Genomic DNA, 1467 nt, shown 5'->3' with positions numbered 1-1467 from the left:
GCACCACCAGATCCGCGTCGCGCTCGGCACTGACCAGCGCCGCGACACGCTCGCGGCGCTCACCGGCCGTCTCGCCGGGGTCCACATCGATCTGCAGGAGCGTCGCGCGCACCGCCGTACCGTCCATGGTCGAGTCCTTTTCCGTGTGAGGCGTGATGCATGAGGTGTGAAGTGTGAGGTGCCGGGTCCCGGGTGCCGGGTCTCAGCGCAGGTGGGAGGCGCCGTTGAGGTCGAGCACGGCCCCGCCGGCCCATTCCGCCCGCTCGGAGGCCAGCCAGGCCACTGCCGCTGCGATGTCCGAGGGGTCCGCCACCCGCCCGTACGGGCTCTGCGCGCGGATGGCGTCGCCGTCCGGTCCGGTGAGCATGGGCTCGGTCAGTTCCGTGGCGACGAAGCCCGGTGCGACGGCGGTGACCGTGATGCCGTGCGGGGCGAGGGACTGCGCGAGCGACTGGGTCAGGGCGTGCACGGCGGCCTTGCTCGCCCCATAGGCGGGGGCATGGGGCTCGCCCCGGTAGGCGCCGCGAGAGCCGATGTTGATGATCCGGGCGCCGCGCGGGCCCTGCGGCCGGTGCATCAGGTGGTCGACGAGGCACCAGGTGAGCTGGGCGGGACCGTGCAGGTTGACGTCGATGACACGCCGCCAGACGGCCTGCCAGTCGGCGTACGACGTGCTGGTGATGGGCTGCTCGGTGTAGATCCCGGCGTTGTTCACCAGGACGTCGACGGTGCCCAGGGCGGTCACGGCGGCCGTCAGCACGGCCGCGGCCTGGTCGGGGTCGGCGAGGTCGCCGGACACGACGGTGTGTCCGTCGCCGGGCAGCGCGTCCGCGACGGCCCGCGCGGCGGCGGTGTCCGCGTGGCAGTGCACGGCCACGGCATGGCCGGCGGCGGCCAGTTCGGCGGCGACGGCGGCTCCGATGCCGCGGGAGGCACCGGTGACGAGCGCATGGCGTCGGGCGGTGGTCAAGGGGACGCTCCTTGGATACGGGGAAACGGTGGGGGAGACGCGCAGGGCGGCACGGCGGGGCAGCCGAGGCGCGACCGCGGCGGTGGGAGACGGAGGGCCGGGCGGAACGGGCAGAGCGGTGCGCGGCGCGACGGGACGCGTGGAAAAGGTAGTTGGGCGTGGCAGTGGGAGAGTCGAGGCGGTCAGCGCGCCCCCTCGTCTCCCGCGAGTACGGCATGGAGCCCGCCGCAGGTCAGGAACGCCCACAAACTGCGCAACTCCTGCGACACGCTGCCGCCCTCCGCCCCGGACCGTACCGACGCCTCGGCGCCGGCCATCAGGTAGGCCACCAGCAGTTCCATGTCCCGGAGATCGCTGTCGCACGGCACCGGAATCCCGTCCGTCCCGGCGCGGGCCCGCTCCAGCATGTCCCGCAGCACGCGGACCCAGCCCGCGGACCGCTGCGCCGGATCGGCCGTCCGTTCCTGGACCAGCCGTCCGGCCGCCCGTACGGTGAC

At 74.0% G+C, this 1467-nt stretch carries 2 protein-coding genes; both read right to left on the bottom strand.

From position 1 onward, the window contains the following. Nucleotides 1–202: 202 nt before the first annotated feature. Nucleotides 203–970, bottom strand: a complete 768-nt coding sequence (locus tag ACWEBX_RS40615; RefSeq protein ID WP_451889708.1) for an SDR family NAD(P)-dependent oxidoreductase — start codon at nucleotides 968–970, stop codon at nucleotides 203–205. A 182-nt stretch (nucleotides 971–1152) separates the two neighbouring features. Further along, a partial coding sequence (locus ACWEBX_RS40610; RefSeq protein WP_451889707.1) for a hypothetical protein occupies nucleotides 1153–1467 on the bottom strand: 315 nt, incomplete at its 5' end.

The organism is Streptomyces sp. NPDC005070 (genome assembly GCF_053600395.1).
This window is presented reverse-complemented; position numbering and strand designations above follow the sequence as displayed.